Source organism: Mycobacterium sp. 852002-10029_SCH5224772, from assembly GCF_001667315.1.
In the GTDB taxonomy this organism is placed as follows: domain Bacteria; phylum Actinomycetota; class Actinomycetes; order Mycobacteriales; family Mycobacteriaceae; genus Mycobacterium.
The window spans coordinates 21,460-41,052 of sequence record NZ_LZHT01000053.1 but is presented as its reverse complement, the minus strand read 5'-3'; the positions used below and the strand labels follow the sequence as shown (position 1 = coordinate 41,052).

The window sequence follows — 19,593 nt, the reverse complement described above, 5'->3', positions numbered from 1 at the left end:
GTCGGCGGGCGGGTTAGGAGCCGAACTTTTCCAGCAGGGCCTTGCGCTGACGATCGCCGAGACCGCGCAGGCGGCGGGTGGGGGCGATCTCCAGCTCGGTCATGATTTCCTGCGCCTTGACCTTGCCGACCTTAGGCAACGCCTCGAGAAGCGCAGAAACCTTCATTTTGCCCAGGACTTCGTTGGTCTCGGCGTCCTTGAGCACCTGGGTGAGGTTGGTGCCGCCACGCTTCAGCCGGTCCTTGAGCTCTGCTCGTGCTCGACGTGCGGCAGCCGCCTTCTCCAACGCGGCCGCGCGCTGCTCGTCGGTCAACTGGGGAAGGGCCACGATTCCTCCGTATCTGATCAATCAATTTCAATCGATCTCATTTTGTCTCGCCGGTTCTTCTGCCAGCGGAGACGACCGTACTCAGGCCTCCTGACGAAATCTAACCCGCCCCCCTGCTAAACGGGGCAAACTCCCAGCATGCAACGGCGCGTGTCCCGCCAAAGCTGCCCGCCAGACGGCGCCGACGACGCCCGCCTCGACGCCCTTCCGGCGGCTTTGGCGCGGCCGCTTTCGCCCGCTCCTGAGCCTTCTACCAGGGGTTTTATCGACCCGGCCGGCGGCGGGTGCGGTGACGGCGCCGTTTGCAAATGCGCCGGCGCGCACCGATCGGGGTCGGTGCGAGGGATCACGGATTCGTCGCGGCGTGTCGCGCGTGTCGCGTTCGCCGGCCAAAGGGCAGGCCAGCGCCGCCGCCCCGCTGGCCGCGGCGGGTGCACCGGGCCCGGCGGGGCTGTGGCGGGCCCGGGTCCGCGACGCCGGGCGCCACGAGCGCCCGCGAATCGGGGCCGCGAGCCGGGGTGCACCGGCGCGCCGCGAATCCACGCCTCGGGTCCGCGGATTCGCGCCCACGATCGTCGTTCGTTCGCAGGCACGGGATCGTCTGTCGAACAGCCCCGTACCTGCGGAAAAGCGGCCGCGCCGGGCTGCGGTTCAGCTAATCCGCGGTCCGCGATCAGATACGATCGGGGCGTGTCCAACCTGCGAATTCGCCAGGCGGCTGAGCTGCTCGGCGTCAGCGATGACACCGTGCGGCGCTGGATCAACCAGGGCACCTTGGAGGTCAGTCACGACGCCGCCGGTCGCAAGGTGATCGCCAGCGAGGATCTTGCCCACTTCTCCCGCACCAACGCGCCCGCGCCGCCGGCCGACCCGCTCAGCATCGGCAGCTCGGCCCGCAATCGCTTCGTCGGTCTGGTCACCTCGGTGGTCAGCGACAAGGTGATGACCCAGGTGGAGATGCAGTGCGGCCCGTTCACCGTCGTTTCGCTGATGAGCACCGAGGCCGCCGAGGAGTTGCAGCTGCGCCCCGGCAGCGTCGCGGTGGCCGTCGTCAAGGCCACCACCGTCATCGTCGAAACCGCCCAGCCCAATACGGCGCTGGCGTCGGACTAGGCGGCGATCGCCAGCGCGGCCGTGGCGATCGCAAGCGCGGCGGGTCGCCACTACGGCTCGTAGCCGGGCGCAGCGGGTCGCCGCATACCGTCTAGCTCACACCGCCAAGTAGGCGACGGCGTCCAGCATCCGTTCGGCCGCCCCGCGCAACTCCGTCACCCCCGGCCCGGCCCGCAACACCTCGCGTGCCACCGCGGGCAGCAGCTGCCCCGGCTCCGCCCCGCCCAGCCCGGCGAGCGCCTCGGGTCGCCCGCCCTGGACGCCGAGCCCGGGCACCAGCACCGGGCCGCCCAGGGCGCTGAGATCGGGCGCCTGCAGCACCGTCGCGCCCACGACGACGCCGACATATCCCGGCCCGGACGGGATCGCGGACCGATTGATCACCGCCGCCTGGTCGACGACCAACTGGGCCACCGTGCGGCCGTCGAAGGCGGCGCGCTGCACGGTCGCGCCCTCCGGGTTGGAGGTGGCCGCCAGCACGAACACCCCCCGGTCGTGCGCGGCCGCGGTTTCCAGCAGCGGCCGCAGCGACCCGAACCCCAGGTACGGCGTGGCCGTCACCGCGTCGGCGGCCAGCGGCGAATCACCCGCCCAGGCGGCGGCGTAGGCGGCCATCGTGGTGCCGATGTCACCGCGCTTGGCGTCGGCCAGCACCAGCACCCCGGCGGACTGCAGGACCGCGATGGCGCGTTCCAGCACCGCGTATCCGGCGGCGCCGTAGGCCTCGAAGAACGCGACCTGGGGTTTGACGACGGCGAAGCCGGAGAACGCCTCGATGCAGATGTCGCAGAACGCCGACAGCCCGTCGGCGTTCGTGGGCAGGCCCCACGCCCGCAGCAGCTCGGGATGGGGGTCGATGCCCACGCACAGCGGCCCCCGTTCGGCTTTCGCGCCGGCCAGCCGGACCCCGAAGCCGGTCACCGGGCCCCGTTTCCCGGCGGGCCGGCGTGGCCGATCTGGCTGTGCAGTTCTTGCAGGCTCCGCACCCCGATGTCACCGCGGATGCCCGCTTCGATGCCCTGCACCGCGGCCGACGCACCCTGCACCGTGGTGACGCAGGGGATGTTGACCGACACGGCGGCCGAACGGATTTCGTAGCCGTCGATGCGCGGACCGGAGTTGCCGTAGGGCGTGTTGATCACCATGTCGACCTCGCCGGCCTTGATCGCGTCCACCGCCGACTGCGCGGGGCGCCCCGGCTGCGGGTCCTCGAAGTGCTTGCGCACCTCGTCGCACGGAATCCCGTTGCGGCGCAACATCTCCGCGGTTCCCTCGGTGGCAAGGACGCGGAACCCGAGGTCGGCCAGGCGCTTGACGGGGAACACCAGTGAGCGCTTGTCCCGGTTGGCGACCGACACGAAGATGGTGCCCTGCGCCGGCAGCGACCCGTAGGCGGCGGTCTGGCTTTTGGCGAAGGCGCTGCCGAAGTCGCGGTCGATCCCCATCACTTCGCCGGTGGATTTCATCTCCGGGCCGAGTAGCGAGTCGATGCCCGAGCCGTCGGCGCGGCGGAACCGGTGGAACGGCAGCACCGCCTCCTTGACCGCGATCGGGGCGTCCAGCGCCGCGTGGGCCCCGTCCCCGGACGCGGCCAGCAGCCCCTCGTCGCGAAGCTGGGAGATGCTGGCGCCCAACATGACCCGGGCGCACGCCTTGGCGAGCGGGATCGCGGTGGCCTTGGACACGAACGGCACCGTGCGGCTGGCCCGCGGGTTGGCCTCCAGGACGTAGAGCACGTCGTCCTTGAGCGCGTATTGTACGTTGAGCAGCCCGATCACGCCGATGCCGTGCGCGATGGCCTCGGTCGCGCGGCGCACCTTCTCGATGTCGCTGCGGCCCAGCGTCACCGGCGGCAGTGCGCAGGCCGAGTCGCCGGAGTGGATGCCGGCCTCCTCGATGTGCTCCATGATGCCGCCGATGTACACCTCGGTGCCGTCACAGAGCGCGTCCACGTCGATCTCCACCGCGTCTTCGAGGAAGCGATCGACCAGCACGGGGTGCTCGGGCGAGAGCTCGGTCGCGCGGGTGATGTAGCCCTTGAGTGTCTCCTCGTCGTAGACGATCTCCATGCCGCGCCCGCCCAGCACGTAGGAGGGCCGCACCAGCACCGGGTATCCGATGTCTTCGGCGATCCGGCGGGCCTGGTCGAAAGTGGTTGCGGTGCCATACTTCGGCGCCGGCAGGCCGGCCGCGGTCAGCACGTCGCCGAACGCGCCGCGGTCCTCGGCCAGGTCGATGGCTTCCGGCGGGGTGCCGACGATCGGCACGCCCGCGTCGGCGAGGCGCTGCGCCAGCCCGAGCGGGGTCTGGCCGCCGAGCTGCACGATCACCCCGGCCACCCCCGGTCCGTCTCCGGCCGATTGCTGCTCGGCGCGGAAAACCTCCAGGACGTCCTCGAAGGTCAGCGGCTCGAAGTACAGGCGGTCGGCGGTGTCGTAGTCAGTGGACACCGTCTCCGGGTTGCAGTTGACCATCACAGTCTCAAAACCGGCCTGCGACAACGTCGTTGCCGCGTGCACGCAGCTGTAGTCGAATTCGATGCCCTGGCCGATACGGTTGGGTCCCGACCCCAGGATCAGCACCTTGGGTTTCTCGGTCTGCGGGGCCACCTCGGTCTCGGCGGCGGGATCCAGCTCGTAGCTGCTGTAGTGATACGGCGTCTTGGCCTCGAACTCGGCCGCACAGGTGTCGACGGTCTTGTAGACCGGGTGGACGCCGAGGCGCTCGCGCAGCGACCGCACCCCGTTCTCGCCGGCCAATTCGGGCCGCAGCGCGGCGATCTGGCGATCCGAGAGCCCGTTGTGCTTGCCGCGCCGCAGCAAATCAGCGTCGAGCACCGGGGCGGCGATCAGTTCGGTGCGCAGCGTGATCAGCTCGCCGATCTGTGCGACGAACCACGGGTCCACGCCGCTGGCCTCGGCGACCCGTTCCACCGACGCGCCCAGCCGCAGCGCGAGTTCGATGTCGTAGAGGCGGCCCTCGGTCGGTGTCCGCAGCCGGACCAGCACCTCCTCGACGTCACCTTCGGGGTCGGGCTTGGTCCAGAAGCCGGCGCGGCTGGTCTCCAGCGACCGCATCACTTTGCCCAAAGCCTCAATGAAGTTGCGACCCAATGACATTGCCTCGCCGACGGACTTCATCGTGGTGGTCAGGGTGGGATCGGCGCCCGGGAATTTTTCGAAGGCGAACCGCGGCGCCTTGACCACCACGTAGTCCAGGGTGGGCTCGAAGCAGGCCGGCGTTTCCTTGGTGATGTCGTTGACGATCTCGTCAAGGGTGTACCCGATGGCCAGCTTGGCGGCGATCTTGGCGATCGGGAAGCCGGTGGCCTTGGACGCCAAGGCACTCGACCGCGACACCCGCGGGTTCATCTCGATGACGATCAGCCGGCCGTCGGCCGGGTCGATCGCGAACTGGATGTTGCAGCCCCCGGTGTCCACGCCGACCTCGCGCAGGATCGCGATGCCGAGATCCCGCATCCGCTGGTATTCGCGGTCGGTCAGCGTCATGGCCGGCGCGACGGTGACCGAGTCACCGGTGTGCACGCCCATCGGGTCGAAGTTCTCGATCGAGCACACCACGACCACGTTGTCGTTGCCGTCGCGCATCAGCTCGAGCTCGAATTCCTTCCAGCCGTAGATGGATTCCTCGATGAGCACGTTGGCGCTCGGACTTTCGGCCAGCCCGGCGCCGGCCATCCGGTCGACCTCCTCGACGGATCGCGCCATCCCCGAACCCAGGCCGCCCATGGTGAAGCTGGGCCGGACCACGACCGGCAGCCCCAGCTCCTCGACCGTCTCGCGGACCTCTTCCATGGTGAAACACACTCGGCTGCGGGCGGATTCACCGCCGACCTTGGCGACGATGTCCTTGAACCGCTGGCGGTCCTCGCCGCGCTGGATGGCGTCGAAGTCGGCGCCGATGAGTTCGACGCCATGGCGCTCCAGTGCCCCGTTCTCGTACAGCGCGACCGCGGTGTTCAGCGCGGTCTGCCCGCCCAGGGTGGCCAGCAGCGCGTCGATCTTGTTGCCGCGCTCGGCCTGCTGGGCGATCACCTTCTCGACGAACGCGGCGGTGATCGGCTCGACGTAGGTGTGGTCGGCGTACTCCGGGTCGGTCATGATGGTGGCCGGGTTGGAGTTGACCAGGCTGACTTGCAACCCCTCGGCGCGCAGTACCCGGCAGGCCTGGGTGCCCGAGTAGTCGAACTCGCAGGCCTGGCCGATCACGATCGGCCCCGAGCCGATCACCAGCACGTGACGCAAGTCGGTGCGACGCGGCATCAGCGGCCCTCCCCTGCCATCAACTCGACGAATTGGTCGAACAGGTAATTCGCGTCGTGTGGGCCGGCGGCGGCCTCTGGATGGTATTGAACCGAAAACGCCCGCCCGTCGGCGAGTTTGACGCCCTCGACCACTCCGTCGTTGGCGCAGGTGTGGCTGACCATCGCTTGGCCGAATGGCGTGTCGAAGGACTGGCCGGCCTCCCCCTCGAGCGCGAAGCCGTGATTTTGCGCGGTCACCGCCACCCGCCCGGTCGCGTGGTCGATCACCGGGATGTTGATGCCGCGGTGACCGAACACCATCTTGTAGGTGGCCAGGCCCAGCGCCCGGCCCAGGATCTGATTGCCGAAACAGATGCCGAACAACGGGATTCCGGCGCCCAGCACCGCACGGGTGACCGCCACGATGTGGTCGGCGGTGGCGGGGTCACCCGGGCCGTTGGACAAGAACACGCCGTCCGGCTTGATGTCGGCGATCTGCTCGTAGGTCGCCGACGACGCCAGCACGTGGCTGCGGATGCCGCGGCGCGCGAAATTGCGCGGCGTGTTGGTCTTGATGCCCAGGTCCAGCGCGGCCACCGTGAACCGGGGTGGCCCTTCAGGTTCCACGACGTAGGTGTCCGGCGTGCTGACCTCGCCGGCCAGGTCGGCACCCAGCATGGAGTGCTGCCCCCGTACCCGCTGCAACAGTTCGTCTGAGTCGGCGAGCGCGTCCCCGGAGAACACCCCTGCCTTCATCGAACCGCGGGTGCGCAGATGCCGAACCACCGCCCGGGTGTCGATGCCGGCGATGCCCACGACGTGCTGGCGGACGAGCTCGTCCTCCAGGGTTCCGGTGGCGCGCCAGTTGGACGCGCGCGGCGAGGGATCGCGCACCGCGTAGCCCGCCACCCAGATCTTGTCGCCGCGGCTCTCGGCGTCCTCGCCGTTCCAGCCGGTGTTGCCGATCTGCGGCGCGGTCGCCACCACGATCTGCCGGTGGTAACTGGGGTCCGTCAGCGTTTCCTGATAGCCGGACATGCCGGTGGAAAACACCGCCTCTCCCAATGTTTGGCCGATCTTGCCGAACGGGGTGCCGGTGAAGACGCGGCCGTCTTCGAGCACCAACAGCGCCTTACTGCTCACGCGACCTCTTCCTCCTGGCCATGCCGTGGTTCCTGAAGCCACCCGTCGTAGTCGTGGCGGTGATTCGCCCGGAAAGCGGTGTCGATCTCGACGCCGGACGGCAGCCGCCAGCGGATCGCCAAGATGCCGACCCGGGCCGGCCTGCCCGCCATTCCGCGTTCCATGCGGATGGCCGTGATCGAGTCCTGTGGGATCCAAATCGGTTGGGCCCGGAGGCGTTCCACCATGATTCCACCGGTGTAGCGGGTCAGCACCGCTCTGCTGCGGTAACCGAGATCGCCGGCCGCGATCCGCTCACTCCAGCCCGGCGCCATCATGGAACCGCAATAGTGGCCGCGGGTGGTGAGGGTCGCTGCACCCACCTCGTCCGGGACCTCCGGCAGGTTGCCGATCAGCTCGGCCTGCCGCTGCGCGCGGCGCTGCCAGGTGCGGATCATCAGCTGGATCACCACCGTGATCACGACCACCAGCACGGCCGCGAAGATCAGCGACCCCACCAGGGTGCCTGAATTCATATCGGGCACTTCCCGTCTCGGGCGGTGACCTTGCCGCGCAGCAGCGTCGCGGTCACGGTGGCGGGCAGGGTCATCGCTTCGTAGGGTGTGTTGGCCGACCGGCTGGCCAGGTCGGGCCCGGCGACGGTCCACGAGGCCTCGGGGTCCACCACCGTCAGGTTGGCCGGCTCCCCCACTTCCAGCGGCCGTCCGTGGTCGGGCAGGCGCGCGATGCGCGCGGGGTTCTCGCTCATCACCCGAGCGAGGTCGCGCCAGGTCAGCAGACCCGGGATGACCATCGTCTGCACCACGATCGACAGCGCCGTCTGCAACCCCAGCATGCCGGGCCGCGCGGCGGAGAATTCCACGCACTTCTCGTGCTCGGCGTGCGGGGCGTGATCGGTGGCCACGCAGTCGATGACGCCGTCGGCCAGCGCCTGGCGCAGCGCCACCGCGTCGGCCGCTTCGCGCAGCGGGGGGTTGACGCGGTTACGCCCGTCGTAGCTGGTCAGCCGGCTGTCGTCGAGCATCAGGTGGTGCGGGGTGACCTCGGCGGTGATCGAAATCCCTTGATCCTTGGCCCATTTCACGATCTCGACGGTGCCCGCGGTGGAGGCGTGGCAGATGTGCACCCGGGCGCCGGCGTCGCGGGCCAGCAGCGCGTCCCGGGCGACGATCGATTCCTCGGCCGCCCGCGGCCATCCCGCCAGGCCCAGCAGGGCGGCGGTGGGCCCCTCGTGGGCGACGGCGCCGACGGTCAGCCGGGGCTCCTCGGCGTGCTGGGCGACGAGCACGCCCAGGCCGGTGGCGTACTCGAGGGCGCGGCGCATCACCAGCGGGTCGTGCACGCAGATGCCGTCGTCGGAGAACATCCGCACCTGCGCGGCGCCGGCCGCCATCATGCCCATCTCGGTGAGCTCTTTGCCGGCCAGCCCGACGGTGACGGCACCCACCGGGTGCACGTCGACCAGGCCGACCTGTTGGCCCCGATGCCAGACGTGGTCGGTGACCACGGGGCTGTCGGCGACCGGGTTGGTGTTGGCCATCGCGAACACCGCGGTGAAACCACCCAAAGCCGCAGCGGCCGAGCCGGTTTCGATGTCTTCGGCGTATTCGCGGCCCGGCTCCCGCAGGTGGGTGTGCAGGTCGACGAGCCCCGGGAGCAGTATCTGATCGGTGACGTCGATGACGTCGGCCGTGTCGGGAATGTCAAGGCCGGGGCCGACGTCGGCGATCTGACCGTCATCGACCAGCACGTCGACGCGGTCGCCTTCCCCGTACAAGCGCACCCCGCGCAGCAACACGCTCACGCCGCACCCTCTTCCCCGGCTAATTCGGTGCCGACCAGCACATGGAACAGCACCGCCATCCGCACATGCACACCGTTGGAAACCTGTTGCAGCACAGCTGATTGCGACGAATCGGCTACCGATGATGCGATCTCCATGCCGCGCAGCATCGGTCCCGGGTGCAGCACCACGGCGTGGCCGGGCAGCATCGCCTGACGGCGATCGGAAAGCCCGTACAGCGACGAGTATTCGCGCACCGACGGGAAGAAGCCGCCGTTCATCCGCTCGGCCTGCACACGCAGCATCAGCACCGCGTCGGCGGCGGGCAACTCGGCGTCGAAGTCGTTGGACACGGTGACCGGCCAGCCCTCGACGCCGACCGGCAGCAGCGTCGGCGGTGCCACCAGGACCACCTCGGCGCCCAAGGTTCCCAGCAGCATGACGTTGGAACGGGCCACCCGGCTGTGCAGGACGTCGCCGACGATCACGACGCGCCGGCCCTCGATGCCGCCGAGCCGCTGGCGAATGGTGAGCGCGTCCAGCAGCGCCTGCGTCGGGTGCTCGTGGGTGCCGTCCCCGGCGTTGATCACCGAGGGGCCGGAATCGTTGTCGGCGCATGTCCATTCGGCAAGCAGATGCGCGGCTCCCGATGCCGGATGCCGGATGATCAGCGCGTCCGCCCCGGCCGCCCGCAGCGTCAGCGCGGTGTCGCGCAACGACTCGCCCTTGCCCACCGATGATCCGGCGGCGCTGACGTTGATCACGTCGGCGCTCATCCACTTGCCGGCCACCTCGAAGGACACCCGGGTGCGGGTCGAGTTCTCGTAGAACATCGTCACGATGGTGCGGCCGCGCAGCGTCGGCAGCTTCTTGATCTCGCGGCCCACCAGCGCCTGGGCGAAGCGGTCGGCGTCGTCGAGGATGGCGGTGGCGTCGTCACGGCTCAGGTCGCCGGCGGCCAGCAGGTGGCGCGTCATCGCGAGATCACCACCCCGTCGTCACCGTCGTTCTCCCTCAACAAGACATGCACGCTCTCGCTGCGTGAGGTGGGAACGTTCTTGCCCACGTAATCGGCGCGCAGCGGCAGTTCGCGATGGCCGCGGTCGACCAGCACCGCCAGCTGCACCGCCCGCGGGCGGCCCACGTCGCGCAGCGCGTCCAGGGCGGAACGCACCGAGCGGCCGGAGTAGAGCACGTCGTCGACGAGGATCACCAACGCATCGTCGATGCCGCCGGCCGGGATCGAGGTGGCCTCCAGCGGCCGCGGTGGCTTTTGCATCAGGTCGTCGCGGTACAGGGTGATGTCCAACGCGCCGTGGCCGACTTCGACGCCGCTGTATTCGCCGATGTTGCCGGCCAGGCGTTCGGCCAGGATCACGCCGCGAGTGGGGATGCCCAGTAGCACGACCCGTGGGGCGTCGGGACCATCCAGCGCGGTCTTTTCAATGATCTGGTGCGCAATGCGGGAAATGGTGCGGCCCACGTCGGCCGCCGACATCAATTCCCGGGAATCACTGGCTGAGCCCGTGTCGCCCGCAGCACCCATACGAAACTTGACCTCCTTCTCCGCCTCACCGGACGGATCGTTAAAGGATGTCGACTGCACGGCAGCGTAGCACTAATTTCGGGGGCGGCGGCGGCTGGCGTGTGTGGCGCGCATCGCTCCCACTCGTACCCGTCACACCCGCCCCATGAGTCTCTCCGCGAGAGGACACGATTTGTGCCCGCCTCACAGCGACAAGTGGCGGCCGACGCTGTCGCGGATCCGGCGGTCCGGCTTGTTGTCATTGTGAGGCGGGCAATGAGCACGTACCGACTCGCGGCGACGCGTGGGATGAAAGTGCACCGTGCTCTTCGACGGCACGTCACCGTCAGAATGCTTATCCGCATTGCCTTCCAAGACGATGGCCACGGTCGATCGATTCGACGCCAGCGAGGCGACATGACGGGTGCATGCCCCGTCGAGCTGGAAGCGAGATGCGTAGCGCGCGTCCAGAATACGGTGAAAGGGTGCCACAACTGCCAGGCGCGATGAATACACCCGGCCGCACGATGGACAGAGTTGGCAGCGTCCGCCGGCGAGGAACTCCGCTTTAGGACAAACGGCAGGGTGCTGCTTGAGCAACCTCTGCCGGCTGCTTCTCCGAGGCGAATCCCACCGGGCCGCGGTGGCCGCGGCCCGTGGTGGCGCTCTGGTACGCCCGCGCGCAGCGGCGCTGAGAAATTAGTCGGCGGCCTACCCGCCCTCGACCAGCCGTTGGGCGGTCAGTCCAGCGTGCGCGATGCGGCGCAGGGCGGCGAGGATCGGTTCGTAGAAGATGGTGCCCAGTACGGCGTATTCGATTGCCGCTGCGGCAGGTTCGAGCGGCATCTGTTCGATGTCGTACGCTGCGATGGCGCTGATGTGCGGCGCGTAGGCGCGCAATCGATCCTCGGTCATCGGCACACCGGCGGCCTCGGCGTCGGCGAGGGCGCGGTCAAGCTGCGCCACCGCGGGCAGATCGTCGGGCACCGCGAAATCGAGCACTCGGAGCGCTTCCTCAGCCCGCGAACAGTCAGAGTTGCGTGCGGGTTCAGCGGGGTGCGAGAGCACCGCTGTTGCCGCGCCCAGCGTCGCGAAAAGCGACCGGCCGGGATGGTCAATGAGTCCGATAATTGACTTAATCTGGGCAATCGACAGACCAAGTGCCGACAGCGCTCTGATCAGAGCTATCCGCCGGACATGTGGCTCGTCGTAGTGGGCGCGGGTGGAACTGATGGCACGGCCCGGCATCAGTACGCCCTCACGTAGGTAGTACTTGATCGTCGGCACCGGCACGTTGGTCTGGGTTGCCAGTTCCGACATCAGCACGGGCACCCTCCTTCGAATATCGCGTCTAAAACATCTTGACATTGGATACTTCCACTATCCACTATTGGATAGTGGAAGTATCCAACCAAGGATTATGACGTTCAGGAAATTACTATGAACACCTCGCTGATCACCCCATTTATGAGTATCACGCTCGGGGCAACCATCATCTCGATCGTCACCATCGCATCCGGCGGCGTCTTTCTGCTGCGCGTTGTCACCGGCACCCACGAAACCAATGATCTCCAGAAGTCTTTTTTCCGGGCGGGCCATGCGCACGCCGGTGTGCTCGTGATGCTGGGCCTACTGCTGTCGGTACTGGGCAACGCCGCGGGTGCGAACCCGGCCGTCGCCAATAGCGGGGCGATCGCCGTGTTGCTGGCAGCCATTCTGATGCCCGCGGGATTTTTCCTGTCGGTGCTCGGTCGTAACCCGGCACACCCGAACCGCATGATCGCGAGTGTTTGGCTCGGCGCGACGCTACTGATCACTGGCGTACTGACATCTGGGGTGGCAACCCTGCTCGCCGGGATCGAGCGAATCTGAAACTAGCCGACGACGATCGCGCCGGCTGGTCTGTCGACGGAAGCCACACGGCGACCATTAACGTGAACCGGGTGAATCTCGATGGCAACGCGGCCTCGGTCCGCGACGTGTGCGACGCCGGCCTGCTCGCCGGCGCGGTGACGGTGGTGTGGCAGCACGGAGAACTGCTGCAGGTCAACGAGATCGGCTATCGCGACGTGGACGCGGGCCTGCCGATGCAGCGGGACACGCTGTTTCGCATCGCGTCGATGACCAAGCCGGTGACCGTCGCGACGGTGATGAGTCTGGTCGACGAGGGCAAGCTGAACCTCAAGGATCCGGTCGTGCGCTGGGCGCCGGAGTTGACCGACGTGCGGGTGCTCGACGATCCGCACGGCCCGCTGGACCGGACCCATCCGGTGAACCGCACCATCCTGATCGAGGATCTGCTCACCCACACCAGTGGCCTGGCGTACGGGTTCTCGGTGTCCGGGCCGATCTCCAAGGCCTACATGCGGCTGCCGTTCAATCAGGGCCCAGACATCTGGCTGGCCGAGTTGGCCAAGCTGCCGCTGGTGCATCAACCCGGTGACCGGGTCACCTACAGCCATTCCATCGACCTGCTGGGCGTCATCGCGTCCCGCATCGAGGGCAAGCCGTTCCATCAGGTTCTCGACGAACGGATCCTGGGTCCGGCGGGCATGCCCGACACCGGGTTCTTCGTCACCCCCGAGGCGCGGCGCCGCGCGGCGACCATGTACCGGCTCACCAACGAACACCAGCTGCAACACGGGGTGATGGGGCCGCCGCACCTCACGCCGCCCTCGTTCTGCAACGCCGGCGGCGGATTGTGGTCGAGCGCCGACGATTACCTGCGCTTCGTGCGGATGCTGCTCGCCGGCGGAACGATCGACGGTGTGCGGGTGCTGTCGGCGGAGTCCGTTCGGCTGATGCGCACCGACCGGCTGACCGACGAGCAGAAGCGGCACAACTTCCTGGGCGCGCCGTATTGGATCGGACGCGGCTTCGGGCTGAATCTGTCGGTGGTGACCGACCCCGCAAGGAGCACACCGCTCTTCGGGCCCGGGGGCGTCGGCACGTTCAGCTGGCCCGGCGCCTACGGGACCTGGTGGCAGGCGGACCCCGCCGCGGATCTGATCCTGATCTACCTCATCCAGAATCTCCCGGATCTCACCGTCGACGCGGCCACGGCCGTCGCCGGCAACACGTCGCTGGCCAAACTCCGCACGGCACAACCGAGATTCGTCCGCAACACCTATCGTGCGCTCGGCCTCTGAGCGCGGATCGCGATGGCCGATTACCCACCCGACCGCATCAACGGGCCGCGGCTGACGCTGCGCCTGCCCGCGCTCGACGACGCCGGCGCGCTCTTCCAGCGGGTCGCCCGCGATCCGCAGGTCACCAAATATCTGCTGTGGGCACCGCATCCCGACGTGGCGGCGACGCGGCGGGTGATCACCGAAAAGCTCAACACCGGCACCGACGAGAAGACCTGGGTGATCGAGCTGCGGCACCGCGGTGAGGTGGTCGGACTGGCCAGCTGCCGGCGCACGGCGCCGCACTCGGTCGAGATCGGCTACTGCCTGGGCCGACGCTGGTGGGGTAAGGGTTTGATGTCCGAGGTGCTCGGCATGCTGCTCACCGCGCTCGACGCCGATCGCGACGTGTATCGCGTGTGGGCCACGTGCAGCGTCGACAACGAGCGTTCGGCGCGCCTGCTGGAGCACGCCGGTTTCTTCCTGGAAGGCCGGCTGGCCCGGCACGCCGTCTACCCCACCATGGGGCCCGAGCCGCAGGACAGCCTGCTCTACGCCAAGATCCTGCGCTGACTAGCCGTTCTGCAGCGAGCCGTCGTGTTCCAGCGCCCGGCGCGCGTAGGCCCGCACGTCGGCGTCGCCGTCCTTGAGCGCGATCCCCAGGGCGTCACGGGCCGCGGGTTGCACCGCCCACCGGGTCAGGCTGAGCACGACCGCCTTGCGCACGTCCAGATGCGCGTCGCTGAGCGCCTCGGACAGCTGCGGAACCGCGAACTCCGCCGCCGCACCGGCCAGCGCACGCGCCGCGCCCTCGCGCACCTGCCACGCCGGCGCCCGCAGCGCCTGCCTGATCGCGGGGTAATCCTCGGGGCCACACCCCAATTCACCCAGCGCGGCAAGGCCCGCCGCGCGCACCAGCGGATCGGTGTCGGCGACCAGCCCGCGCACCGCCCGGCTGGCTGGGGCTGCCGCCACCCTTAGCGTCGCCAGCCCGGCGGCCGCCGCGATCCGCACCTCCCGGTTCTCGGCGCCGGCGGCCGCCACGACGCCTTGCACGTCGTCGACCGAGACCAGCGCGCGCACGGCCTCGATGCGCACCCGATGATCGGCATCGGCGAGGGCGCGACGGTACTGGGCGCCGTCACCGGCGCCGCGTGCGGCCAGCACGTAGAGCGCGGCCGCCCGCACCACGCGGTCGGCCGAATCCAGGTGCTCGCGGGCCTTTTCGGGCCCGGGCAGCACCTCGACCAGCTCGCGGATCCCCTCGGCGCCGGTGCGGCGCACCGCGGAGTCGTCGTCGCCCAGCGCGGCCAACAGGGCCGGCGCATACCCGTCGGGGATGTGCTCGGTCAGCGTCGCCACCGCGGTCCGGCGCACACCGGGATCCGCATCGGCGAGGTAGCGCCCCAGGTCGGCGACCGTCGGCTCCTCGAGCGCCAGCACCTCGGCGATCCGGGGCGAGGGCGGATCGAACGCCGTTGCGCCCGAGGTTATTCGGGACACCGCCGTGGCCGGGGCCTGACCGCCGATCAGCGGCGGCTCCTCCACCGGGTACACGGTCTGGTCGGTGGGCGGCAGGCCGTCCAGCTCCGGGACCGGCACGAAATAGGGCGCCACCGGCCGCTTGAGAAACACCATTCCTTTTTCGGCGTCGCCTTGGGTCGCTTTGCGCAGGTTCAGGTGGTAGCCCCATTGGTTGTCGTCGCGCCCGGGCAGATCGGCACGGTCGTGATAGAGGCCCCACCGCGATTCGGTTCGGGTGTGCGAGGATCGGGCGGCCATCTCGGCGCAGTCCCGGATGAACGACACCTCCACCGCGCGCATCAGCTCGTGCGGGTTGCGGGCGCCCATCTCGGCGATTTCCTTGCTCATCCGGTCGAACGTGCGGATCGCGAGCGACAGTTTGGCCGCCGTCTTGGGCGGTGCGACATAGTCGTTGACGAAGCGGCGCAGCTTGTATTCGACCTGCGGCTGCGGCGGGCCGTCCGGGTGGCGCAGCGGCCGGTAGATCAGCTCGTGCGCCTCGCGCACCTGGTCCTCCGGAAGCTGTTGGGGCGCAGCGACGTCGGCCAGGGTGGACGCGGCATGCGTGCCGGCCAGATCGCCGAACACGAACGCCCCGATCATGTAATTGTGCGGGACGCAGGCCATATCCCCCGCCGCGTACAGGCCGGGCACCGTGGTGCGGGCCTGCTCGTCGACCCACACGCCGGAGGCGGAATGCCCGCTGCACAACCCGATTTCGGAGATGTGCATCTCGATGTCGTGGGTGCGGTAGTCGTGGCCCCGATTGGCGTGGAACGTGCCCCGGGTGGGCCGTTCGGTGGTGTGCAGGATGTTTTCCAGCGCGGTCAGCGTCTCGTCGGACAGGTGCGTCACCTTGAGGTAGATGGGTCCGCGCGCGGAATCGATCTCGCTTTTGACTTCGGCCATCATCTGCCCCGACCAGTAGTCGGAGTCCACGAACCGCTCGCCGTGCGCGTTGACCTGATATCCGCCAAAGGGATTGGCCACGTACGCGCACGCCGGGCCGTTGTAGTCCTTGATCAGCGGGTTGACCTGGAAGCATTCGATCCCGGACAGCTCGGCGCCCGCGTGGTAGGCCATCGAGTAGCCGTCGCCGGCGTTGGTCGGGTTCTCATACGTGCCGTACAGGTAGCCCGAGGCGGGCAGCCCGAGCCGGCCGCACGCCCCGGTCGCCAGGATCACCGCCTTGGCGCCGACGGTGACGAATTCGCCGGTGCGCGTGTTCAGCGCCGCGGCGCCCACGGCCCGCCCGCCATCGACCAGCACGCGCACCGGCATCAGCCGGTTCTCGATCTGGATCTTCTCGCGCATCGACCGTTGCCGCAGCACCCGGTACAGCGCCTTTTTCACGTCCTTGCCCTCGGGCATCGGCAGCACGTAGGAACCCGAACGGTGCACCCGGCGCACGGCGTACTCACCGCGGGAGTTCTTCTCGAACTTCACCCCGTAGCGCTCCAGCCGCTGCACCATCGCGAAGCCTCGGGTGGCGGTCTGATACACCGTGCGCTGGTTGACGATTCCGTCGTTGGCGCGGGTGATCTCGGCGACGTAGTCCTCGGGCTCCGCCTTGCCGGGGATCACCGCGTTGTTGACACCGTCCATGCCCATCGCCAGGGCGCCGGAGTGCCGCACGTGGGCCTTCTCCAACAACAGCACCTGTGCGCCGTTCTCGGCGGCGGACAGCGCCGCCATAGTGCCGGCGGTGCCGCCGCCGATGACGAGGACGTCGCAGTCGAGCCGGAGCGGAGCCGTCGGGTCGGGAATTTGCATCATGGGACCTCCGCGTAATTCAGCGCCGCGATGATCTGCGCGCGCAATTCCTCGTGCGGCCGTTCGCTGCGCGGATCCGCCACCTCGATCGAGGCGCGCGGCGGCTCACCGGCCCGGCCCAGCACCACGATGCGGTCCCCCAGCGCCAGCGCCTCGTCGACGTCGTGGGTGACGAACACGATCGTGGTGGGGTGGGTGCGCCAGGCGTCGATGAGCAGCCGCTGCATCGCGGCCCGCGTCTGGGTGTCCAACGCCCCGAACGGCTCGTCCATCATCACCGCGCGCGGCGCCCCGGCCAGGCCGCGCGCGAGCTGGACGCGCTGGCGCATCCCGCCGGACAGGCTCTTGGGCAAATAGTTACCGAATCCGGTGAGGCCGAGTTCGTCGATCCACCGCTCGGCGGCCGCGCGCCGGCCGGCCCGGGGCTGGCCGCGCAGGCGCAGCGCCAGCTCGATGTTGGACCGCACGGTGCGCCAGGGCAGTAACGCATTGTCCTGGAACACCATTCCCCGATCGCCCGAGGTGGTGTCGACCGCGCCGCCGTCGGCCAGCACGCGGCCACCGTCGGGCGAAAGCAAACCCGCCAGGGCCCGCAGCACCGTCGACTTGCCGCAGCCCGACGGCCCGGTCAGCACCAGGATCTCCCCCGGCCGCACCACCAGGCTCAGCTCGTCGATCACCGGCGGCCCGTTGTAGGACAACCGAATTCGGTCCAGCTCGAGGGACATCCCGGTTTTCGTCGCGGTCATCGCGAACCGTCCTGTGCGCGCGGCAGCCAGCGGGTCACGCGGCGGCCCACCAATTCGACGGCCGCCGAGGTCACGAATCCCAGCACGCCGATGGTGATGATGCCGACGAACACCTGGGGGTAGGCCAGCACGGTGTAGTCCTGCCAGGTGCGGTACCCGACGCCGAGGCGCCCGGAGATCATCTCGGCGGAGATCACGCAGATCCATGCCACGCCCATGCCGACGGACAGGCCGCCGAACACACCGGGCAGGATGCCGGGCAGCACCACCTGCGTCAGCACCTGCCACCGGCCGCCGCCCAGCGTGCGTACCGAGTCCTCCCACAACGTGGGCAGCGCGCGCACCGCGTGCCGCGTCGAGACCATGATCGGGAAATACGCCGCCAGGAACGTGATGAACACGATGCCGGCCTCGTCGGTCGGGAACAGCAGGATGGCCACCGGCACCATCGCGATCGCCGGGATGGGCCGCGCCAGCTCCACCAGCGGCCCGGACACGTCGGCGAACCACCGCGAACGGCCCAGCAGCACACCGGTCGCGACGCCGACGACGGCGGCCAGCCCGAAGCCCGTCAAGATGCGGATCAACGACTGCGCCAGGTCGAGCCAGTACTCGCCGGTGCCGAGCCGGCGGTGCAGCGCATTGACGATCTCGGTGACGGTGGGCAGCGTGTCGAACCGCAGCAACAGCCGCACCTTGTCCGCGGTGAGCAACTGCCACAACCCGACCGCGGCGGCCACCGACGCCAGTCGCAGCAGCCGAGACTGCCACTGCGCCGTCATTCGCCGCGGCCGCGCCGCCGGAGGCGCCGCGGCGAGGCCGAGGACTTGGTCGGCCACCACTTGTGCAGTCATACCGAACCTCCCAGCGCCTCTTGGTAATCCATCGCCGCACCACCCGGGTGACCGGCGAGGTACCGGTTCGCCCCGGCCGCGGTGCCGAACGGCAGATAGTTCTGCCCGTCTTTGACCCAGAACGCCCTGTCGGCGAACCAGCGGGTGCCGAGTTCGGCGTCGGGAACGTAGGCCGCCCGGACCTTGGCGCCGTGGCCGACCGCGTCCCGCACGGCCTGCAGCAGGCCGGTCGGGGTCGCGGCCGTTTGCGTCGCGGTGGCTCCGTCCAGCCACAGCTCACTGGCCAACGCGGGGTCGCCGCGCAGCGCGGACGGGTTGGCGGTGCGCGCCCGCGATGCCGCATAGTCCAGCCCGCGGGCGGTGAACACCGCGCGCAACGGTTCCTCCACGACGAACTTCGCCACATCGAGATCGGCGAAGTCACCGATCGACTTCAGGTACGGCACATCGCTTTTCAGAGCCTCGACGAGAGAGGGTTTCAGCGTGGTGTCGAAGGACGTCCCGCCGGGACCGTTGTAGAGGTACACCACCTCCTGGGGCAGTCCGCTTTCCTCGGCGACGATGCGGGCGGCCTGAAGCGGTTTGTTGTTCAGGAAGTCGGTAGCGTCCAGTTGCGCCTGCAGGAAGGCGCCCAGCACCTCCGGGTGCGCCGACGCGTAGGAGCGGCGCACCACCACACCGTGCAGGGTAGGCAGGTTCAGCTCGGCCCCGTCGTAGAGCAGTTTGGCCTTGCCCTGGTAAACCAGCAGCCCGGGCCAGGCGACGAATTGCGAGAGCGCTTGCACCTGACCGGATTCCAGCGCCGATGCGCCGACCTGCGGTTGCTGGTTGAGCACCTCAACACCGCAGACACCGCCGCCGCAGGCCCTGCTCAGCGCGCGCACCAGGGTGCCGTGGCCGGCCGACCCGACGCTGGCGGAAACCTTGGCGCCGGCGAGGTCGGCCAGGCCCGCCGCGCGTGAATCCGGGGTCACCACCACCATGTTGAGGGCCCCTTTGGGGTTGTAGCCGGTGATGGAGACGATCTCGGTGCGGGCCAGCGGGTTGGCCTGTGTCTTGGAGCCGTTGATCAGCATCGGATAGTCGCCCATCGAACCGATGTCGATCTTTTCGGCGAGCATCTGTGCGGTGATCGGGGCGCCGGTGTCGTAATCCTGCCACCGCACGGCGTATTTGGTGCCCGTGCGGGCGGTGATGTTCGCCAGTCGGCGTTCCAGGTAGCCCTGTGCGCGCAGCAGCGTGCCCGCGGTGACGGTGTTGATGGTCTTGGACTGGTATCCCACCACCACGTTGACCACACCGGATGACTGCGACAGGGATTCCAGCGAGCAACCGGAGGTGAGCGTGGCGACCGCGATCATCGCCGACACCGGCCAGGCGGCGTGTCGTTTCATCGAAGTTCCTGGGGA

Annotated in this window: 18 protein-coding genes; 4 read left to right on the top strand and 14 right to left on the bottom strand. The window is 69.0% G+C overall.

Features of this window, described 5'->3' with window-relative positions:
• Positions 1-13 precede the first annotated feature (13 nt).
• Positions 14-328 (bottom strand): integration host factor, actinobacterial type, encoded by a 315-nt coding sequence (mihF, locus tag A5775_RS11230; protein ID WP_046185993.1) that lies wholly within the window; start codon positions 326-328, stop codon positions 14-16.
• A gap of 690 nt (positions 329-1,018) precedes the next feature.
• On the opposite strand from mihF, the gene A5775_RS11225 reads away from it, so the two are divergent.
• Positions 1,019-1,441 carry a molybdopterin-binding protein gene (locus A5775_RS11225; RefSeq protein ID WP_067251913.1) on the top strand — a complete coding sequence of 141 codons (423 nt, stop codon included), beginning with the start codon at positions 1,019-1,021 and terminating at the stop codon, positions 1,439-1,441.
• Positions 1,442-1,537: 96 nt separating this feature from the next.
• Here the strand turns inward: A5775_RS11225 and pyrF are convergent, their stop codons facing one another.
• The 9 genes from pyrF to A5775_RS11180 all read right to left on the bottom strand — a co-directional run bounded on the left by pyrF (position 1,538) and on the right by A5775_RS11180 (position 11,488).
• Positions 1,538-2,362: an orotidine-5'-phosphate decarboxylase gene (pyrF, locus tag A5775_RS11220; protein WP_067251911.1), complete on the bottom strand. Its 825-nt coding sequence runs from the start codon at positions 2,360-2,362 to the stop codon at positions 1,538-1,540.
• Positions 2,359-5,724 (bottom strand): carbamoyl-phosphate synthase large subunit, encoded by a 3,366-nt coding sequence (carB, locus tag A5775_RS11215; protein WP_067251909.1) that lies wholly within the window; start codon positions 5,722-5,724, stop codon positions 2,359-2,361. Before carB ends, pyrF begins: the two co-directional genes overlap by 4 nt.
• On the bottom strand, positions 5,724-6,848 hold the full coding sequence (gene carA / locus A5775_RS11210) for a glutamine-hydrolyzing carbamoyl-phosphate synthase small subunit (protein ID WP_067251907.1): 1,125 nt from the start codon (positions 6,846-6,848) through the stop codon (positions 5,724-5,726). The genes carB and carA overlap by 1 nt, the downstream gene beginning before the upstream one ends.
• Entirely contained in the window at positions 6,845-7,363 is a 519-nt protein-coding gene (locus tag A5775_RS11205; RefSeq protein WP_067251904.1) for a transporter, read from the bottom strand. The genes carA and A5775_RS11205 overlap by 4 nt, the downstream gene beginning before the upstream one ends.
• A complete protein-coding gene (locus tag A5775_RS11200) occupies positions 7,360-8,652 on the bottom strand; it encodes a dihydroorotase (RefSeq protein ID WP_067251902.1) in 1,293 nt (430 codons plus the stop codon). Before A5775_RS11200 ends, A5775_RS11205 begins: the two co-directional genes overlap by 4 nt.
• Entirely contained in the window at positions 8,649-9,608 is a 960-nt protein-coding gene (locus A5775_RS11195) for an aspartate carbamoyltransferase catalytic subunit (protein WP_067251899.1), read from the bottom strand. The genes A5775_RS11200 and A5775_RS11195 overlap by 4 nt, the downstream gene beginning before the upstream one ends.
• Positions 9,605-10,177 (bottom strand): bifunctional pyr operon transcriptional regulator/uracil phosphoribosyltransferase PyrR, encoded by a 573-nt coding sequence (gene pyrR, locus A5775_RS11190; RefSeq protein ID WP_067251972.1) that lies wholly within the window; start codon positions 10,175-10,177, stop codon positions 9,605-9,607. Before pyrR ends, A5775_RS11195 begins: the two co-directional genes overlap by 4 nt.
• Positions 10,178-10,360: 183 nt before the next feature.
• Positions 10,361-10,672 carry a hypothetical protein gene (locus A5775_RS25365; protein WP_156660658.1) on the bottom strand — a complete coding sequence of 104 codons (312 nt, stop codon included), beginning with the start codon at positions 10,670-10,672 and terminating at the stop codon, positions 10,361-10,363.
• Between the two features lie 195 nt (positions 10,673-10,867).
• Positions 10,868-11,488 carry a MerR family transcriptional regulator gene (locus tag A5775_RS11180; RefSeq protein WP_231995150.1) on the bottom strand — a complete coding sequence of 207 codons (621 nt, stop codon included), beginning with the start codon at positions 11,486-11,488 and terminating at the stop codon, positions 10,868-10,870.
• 108 nt (positions 11,489-11,596) lie between these two features.
• Here A5775_RS11180 and A5775_RS11175 point away from each other — a divergent pair, with 108 nt between their 5' ends.
• From A5775_RS11175 to A5775_RS11165, 3 genes are all read left to right on the top strand, one after another.
• On the top strand, positions 11,597-12,028 hold the full coding sequence (locus A5775_RS11175; RefSeq protein ID WP_231995149.1) for a hypothetical protein: 432 nt from the start codon (positions 11,597-11,599) through the stop codon (positions 12,026-12,028).
• Between the two features lie 71 nt (positions 12,029-12,099).
• Complete coding sequence (locus A5775_RS11170) at positions 12,100-13,305, top strand: serine hydrolase (protein ID WP_067251967.1); 1,206 nt, start codon at positions 12,100-12,102, stop codon at positions 13,303-13,305.
• 12 nt (positions 13,306-13,317) lie between these two features.
• The gene (locus A5775_RS11165) at positions 13,318-13,857 is read left to right on the top strand and encodes a GNAT family N-acetyltransferase (RefSeq protein ID WP_067251892.1); all 540 of its coding nucleotides are present in this window, start codon (positions 13,318-13,320) and stop codon (positions 13,855-13,857) included.
• On the opposite strand, the gene A5775_RS11160 is transcribed toward A5775_RS11165, so the two are convergent.
• The 4 genes from A5775_RS11160 to A5775_RS11145 are packed head-to-tail and all read right to left on the bottom strand — an operon-like array spanning position 13,858 to position 19,578.
• Complete coding sequence (locus A5775_RS11160) at positions 13,858-16,584, bottom strand: fumarate reductase/succinate dehydrogenase flavoprotein subunit (RefSeq protein ID WP_082952972.1); 2,727 nt, start codon at positions 16,582-16,584, stop codon at positions 13,858-13,860.
• Positions 16,581-17,330: an ABC transporter ATP-binding protein gene (locus A5775_RS11155; RefSeq protein ID WP_067251889.1), complete on the bottom strand. Its 750-nt coding sequence runs from the start codon at positions 17,328-17,330 to the stop codon at positions 16,581-16,583. Before A5775_RS11155 ends, A5775_RS11160 begins: the two co-directional genes overlap by 4 nt.
• On the bottom strand, positions 17,327-18,184 hold the full coding sequence (locus A5775_RS11150; protein WP_067251887.1) for an ABC transporter permease: 858 nt from the start codon (positions 18,182-18,184) through the stop codon (positions 17,327-17,329). Before A5775_RS11150 ends, A5775_RS11155 begins: the two co-directional genes overlap by 4 nt.
• Positions 18,181-19,578 carry an ABC transporter substrate-binding protein gene (locus A5775_RS11145; RefSeq protein ID WP_067251886.1) on the bottom strand — a complete coding sequence of 466 codons (1,398 nt, stop codon included), beginning with the start codon at positions 19,576-19,578 and terminating at the stop codon, positions 18,181-18,183. Before A5775_RS11145 ends, A5775_RS11150 begins: the two co-directional genes overlap by 4 nt.
• Positions 19,579-19,593 lie beyond the last annotated feature (15 nt).

Excerpts from the sequence above, each read along its gene's own strand:
- carB (WP_067251909.1), bottom strand. The coding sequence starts at position 5,724 with ATGCCGCGTCGCACCGACTTGCGTCACGTGCTGGTGATCGGCTCGGGG.
- A5775_RS11205 (WP_067251904.1), bottom strand. The coding sequence starts at position 7,363 with ATGAATTCAGGCACCCTGGTGGGGTCGCTGATCTTCGCGGCCGTGCTG.
- A5775_RS11195 (WP_067251899.1), bottom strand. The coding sequence starts at position 9,608 with ATGACGCGCCACCTGCTGGCCGCCGGCGACCTGAGCCGTGACGACGCC.
- pyrR (WP_067251972.1), bottom strand. The coding sequence starts at position 10,177 with ATGGGTGCTGCGGGCGACACGGGCTCAGCCAGTGATTCCCGGGAATTG.
- A5775_RS11175 (WP_231995149.1), top strand. The coding sequence starts at position 11,597 with ATGAACACCTCGCTGATCACCCCATTTATGAGTATCACGCTCGGGGCA.
- A5775_RS11165 (WP_067251892.1), top strand. The coding sequence starts at position 13,318 with ATGGCCGATTACCCACCCGACCGCATCAACGGGCCGCGGCTGACGCTG.
- A5775_RS11160 (WP_082952972.1), bottom strand. The coding sequence starts at position 16,584 with ATGATGCAAATTCCCGACCCGACGGCTCCGCTCCGGCTCGACTGCGAC.
- A5775_RS11155 (WP_067251889.1), bottom strand. The coding sequence starts at position 17,330 with ATGACCGCGACGAAAACCGGGATGTCCCTCGAGCTGGACCGAATTCGG.
- A5775_RS11150 (WP_067251887.1), bottom strand. The coding sequence starts at position 18,184 with ATGACTGCACAAGTGGTGGCCGACCAAGTCCTCGGCCTCGCCGCGGCG.
- A5775_RS11145 (WP_067251886.1), bottom strand. The coding sequence starts at position 19,578 with ATGAAACGACACGCCGCCTGGCCGGTGTCGGCGATGATCGCGGTCGCC.